Genomic DNA, 4,434 nt, shown 5'->3' on the forward strand with positions numbered 1-4,434 from the left:
ATATTGTTATAAAGATGCTGGAAAAGAATGATGTCAGATTTACTGTCACAAAAGAGGCTATAGATTACATTGCACGCATTGGATTTGATCCCCAGTTTGGAGCACGACCGATCAAACGGGTCATCCAGAGAAACCTGCTCAATGAGCTATCAAAGATGATCCTATCTGGAGAGGTGACAAAAGAGAAAGAGATTATCGTTGATGAAAAAGAGGGGGCATTAGTATTTCGAAATACCTGATCCCATAGTATTAGACTCTCAAATCTCCTTTTTTTCTTGCATATCCCCGATCACTCCATAGAGCCGGATTTTTTACATTGGTTCTGGTTTTTGTCCTGGCATTCTGACAGTGGTACGACACCATACATTACGTATTCATCCCCTCTCCCTTTGTATCTGTCTCAAATCCGATATATTTCCTGATATTTAGGTAGAAATGATTAAAGGCAGATATGTTTATCGTTCTACAATTTGAATGATACATACGATAACCGTCCTACCATGACTGCGAAGGATCCCCAATGGTCGCTATCGTCTTTTTTTTCTTTGTCTGAAATACCGGAAGGGGTTAAGAATAGGGGGAGCCAGATTATTGGAAAACTCAGGTTACAAACTGTTTTGACGATATGTTTTGTCCTCGTTGTCATATTTGCAATCTCTATAACCGGTTTTTTTGCATTTCAAGCAAGTCAGTTCGCGGTACAGGAGCTTGCCGGACAGGTTCTTGATGAGACTTCATATCGGATATCTGATCAGCTCAGGGACTATCTGAAAACACCTCACCTTGTAAATCAGCTCTGTATGGACAGTATTGCCCTTGGTTCTCTCCATGTGCATGACAATGCTGGTCTTAAATCTTATTTTAGGAATTTATCATTCAGATTTGACACTATTGAGGCAATTTGTTATGCAAACGAGGCAGATGGAAATTATACCATAATCTCGAAGGTGGGTGCTCCTGGGATTGTGAATGGTACAGAGCGGTTTTATGGTATCTCAAATTCACAGACCAACCACTCGTTTACTGAGTATCGGCTGTTGGAAGATGGCAGTTTGGGAGAAAAAACCCTCATAATACCTGAGTATGATCCCAGAACCCGGCCGTGGTATCAGGCAGCTGTTCAGGCACAGGGTCCTGCCTGGACCCCTGTCTATATGTGGCTTGAAGGGGTGGTAAGTATTGATGCAGCATCCCCGGTATATTCCAGTCAGGGGTTACTAATGGGAGTGATGGATACGTCCCTGACTTTGAACGGAATTGGAGATTTTTTGCAGAATCTGAAAATATCTGAGCATGGTCAGGCATTTATTATTGACACAAACGGTAAGATAATTGCGGCGTCAACAATACAGGAACCATATATACGAGAAAATGGGGATATAGCCCTTCTTAATGCGTCTGATTGTAATGACCCGATTATTGAGGAGGTTACAGAGGTACTTTCCAAAAACAATACACTATTCTCTTCTCTTACTTCCAGACAACAATTTACGAGTACAAATGGGACTGAATCACACCTCGTTCAGGTAAGTCGCTATCAGGATCCATACGGGCTTGACTGGCTGATTGTGGTGGTAATCCCGGAGTCAGATTTTATGGGCAGAATACATGACAATAATACGGTAACTCTGCTCTTATTAATCTGCATTATTATTGGTACAGTTCTTCTATGCATCCTTCTTGCACGATATATTACACGGCCTATTCTGGCGATGAGTCGTTCTGCAAAAGCGTTTGCTCATGGTGATTTTTCCTCATGGACGTATCTTGACCGGGGTGATGAACTTGGTGAACTGTCGCATACCTTCAAACACATGGCAGAACAGCTGCAGAAGATGTTTCTCTCGTTGAAAGCAAGTGAAGAGCGATATATGGGTCTTTTTCAGGCTTCAGCAGACGCAATTATTCTGTGCAAAGATAATACGATCCTTGAGATGAATCATGCTGCAGAAGAGATGTTTTCAATATCGAATTATGAGGCACGAGGTAAGAATATTTCAGAATTGTTTGATGAGGCCGGACCAGTTATTTATCAAATGATTCAATCATCGTATACGACTGGTACTGAAGGATATGAAAGCCGGATTCTTACACGGTCGACAGGGGATCATGAACAGTATCTCAACATCAGGGTTACGAATACTACGACTAATGATCAGATTCTCAATCTCGTTCACATCCGCGATATCACCATGGAACGTCAGGCTATTATCTCTTCTGCAGAAAAAGAAGCCCTTCGTGAAGCGTAGGTACGTGTTGAGATGATTCTTGAGTTACTTCCGGATCCAACTTTTGTTATTGATAAGAACGGAGTTATTCTCTTTTGGAATCGTGCGATGGAAAAATTTTCCGGTCTTGATTCTGACAGTATGATTGGAAAAGGGGATTATGAATATTCCTTATCCGTTTATCAGACGAAACGCCCCCTCCTTATTGATCTTGCATTACATCCGGATATTTCGTATAATGATTTATATGAACATATTGAACGGTCTGATGATCTGATACAGACGAGTTACTGGATAGAAAAATCGGGGGAGATGAGATATATTTCTGTAATTGCTGCAACGCTGCATGATAAGGATGGTGATATCGTAGGAGCTATTGAATCGATACGAGATATTACCTCTCTTAAAAAAGCAGAAGAAGCATTACTTGTTGCAAATAGGAAGCTGAATCTCTTATCCGGCATCACCCGTCACGATATCCTCAATAAAATCATGATCTCAAAGGCATTTTTATCGTTCCTTGAAGATTATCCATTACTAGAGGAGCAAAAAGAGTACATTGATCGTATCCGGCGTTCAATGACAGAAATTGAACAATTTGTCGCATTTACCAAAACATATCAGGAGCTTGGTATTCGCCTTCCTGAATGGCACGATGTCGGGGCTATGTTTATGCGGGTTACTCATCAGATTGATTTAGGAAATGTCCAGTTTACTTGTGATATTTCAGATGTGTTTGTCCTCTGTGATCCACTCTTTGAAAAAGTCTGCTATAATCTGATCGAAAATGCCATCCGTCATGGCGAAAAACTGACAAAGATTGAAGTGACAGGAAAAGTGTCAGAAAAGGGATACCATATCACCGTTGAGGACGATGGCATTGGTATTCCAGATGAGCAGAAAACACTCATTTTTGAGAGAGGGTATGGAAAAAATACCGGATATGGGCTATTCCTAACGCGGGAAATTCTTTCGTTATGTGATATTACCATTATAGAAACCGGTCGGTATGGAAGTGGATGCCGGTTTGAAATTGAAGTTCCCAGTGGCAGGTTCCGGATAGGAAATTAATGGGTGATTTCAGGAACCTCAGGTTTTGGTTACAAGGTACTTGTACCGTTCCTAAAATCTGTGAGTAACATTTCAGAGCACCAGTATACAAAAAATATCGGTTGATTTTTTTGGTCTCCTTCCACTATTGAGTTACAGATTGGTGGTTTATTCTATCTTCTCCCCGTTCCAGGTGTCGTTGATGGCTGAATTGGAGAGTGAATGGGTATACGTTCCATTAAACCTCTTCCCGTCATCTGAAATCCTGAAGGTAAATGTTCCTGATTCAAACCAGGAACCGTTCAAAATTTTTCCATTATCAGAAATTCTTCCCTCAATAAACCCGGGTTCGTCTGCATCCGGGTTCTTTGGAATGTATGTGCCAGAGAGAGTGGTTCCATTCTGAAGAAGAGTATAGGTGTTGTGGATCGTATCCCATGTTCCACTCCAGGGATTTTCTTGTAGAATGCCTTCACTTGTCCGGTTTCCTGTTCTAGTATATTCGAAGGGTGTAAGGTTGCTATTCTGATCTACTGACCCGGTCCCTGAAAAAGACATCATATCATCAGACATGATGAGTGAAATTGTTCCTGATTCAGACCAGATACCAGAGAATGTCCTCCCATCATCTGATAATGTCCCTTTCAGGACACCTGGGTCCCGGTTTTCAATATCCTTTGGCTCATAACTCCCGACGATAGAAGTCCCATTTTGTAGAATAAGAAGATGATATTCTTTCGATACCCATGAACCATTCCATATAGGTATGGAGGCACTCTGATCTTCAGCGTAAATACCTTCTATTCCAGTCAGGATGATGAAGATGACTCCAATTAATAAAAGTGCATTCAAAATCTTTATACTTCTCATGAATAGGTGTATTACTCCGAAGAATTGATAATAATTTCGAAAACCGAATATAAAAAAATTTAAAAAAGAAATCCCGTTGGCCCTGTTGCGATTATTATTGCATTCATTACTGGTGTATAAGAGCCAGGAGTAAATACATCGGTATGTTTGACGATCTTTTCCTCATGTAGTTGATACATACTTTAAGATTAATAATTCAGGTTTTAGAAATAAGAGATTACTGATTTCTCTTATTTTGATGAAATAATCGAATAAGTGACTGATTATAAATGATAAGTAATTAATT

4 protein-coding genes are annotated in these 4,434 nt (G+C 40.3%); 3 read left to right on the top strand and 1 reads right to left on the bottom strand.

Annotated features, from left to right (window positions below; genetic code table 11):
- The 3 genes from PLA23_RS10825 to PLA23_RS10835 all read left to right on the top strand — a co-directional run.
- On the top strand, positions 1–239 hold a 239-nt coding region (locus PLA23_RS10825; protein WP_324475186.1), incomplete at its 5' end, for a ClpB D2-like domain containing protein.
- Positions 240–617: 378 nt separating this feature from the next.
- Complete coding sequence (locus PLA23_RS10830) at positions 618–2,249, top strand: cache domain-containing protein (RefSeq protein WP_324475187.1); 1,632 nt, start codon at positions 618–620, stop codon at positions 2,247–2,249.
- Positions 2,250–2,261: 12 nt separating this feature from the next.
- Entirely contained in the window at positions 2,262–3,299 is a 1,038-nt protein-coding gene (locus tag PLA23_RS10835; protein ID WP_324475188.1) for a PAS domain-containing sensor histidine kinase, read from the top strand.
- A gap of 147 nt (positions 3,300–3,446) precedes the next feature.
- Here PLA23_RS10835 and PLA23_RS10840 read toward each other — a convergent pair whose 3' ends face one another.
- A complete protein-coding gene (locus PLA23_RS10840) occupies positions 3,447–4,148 on the bottom strand; it encodes a hypothetical protein (RefSeq protein WP_324475189.1) in 702 nt (233 codons plus the stop codon).
- Between the last annotated feature and the right edge of the window lie 286 nt (positions 4,149–4,434).

Source organism: Methanospirillum sp. (assembly GCF_035406105.1).
Lineage (GTDB): Archaea > Halobacteriota > Methanomicrobia > Methanomicrobiales > Methanospirillaceae > Methanospirillum.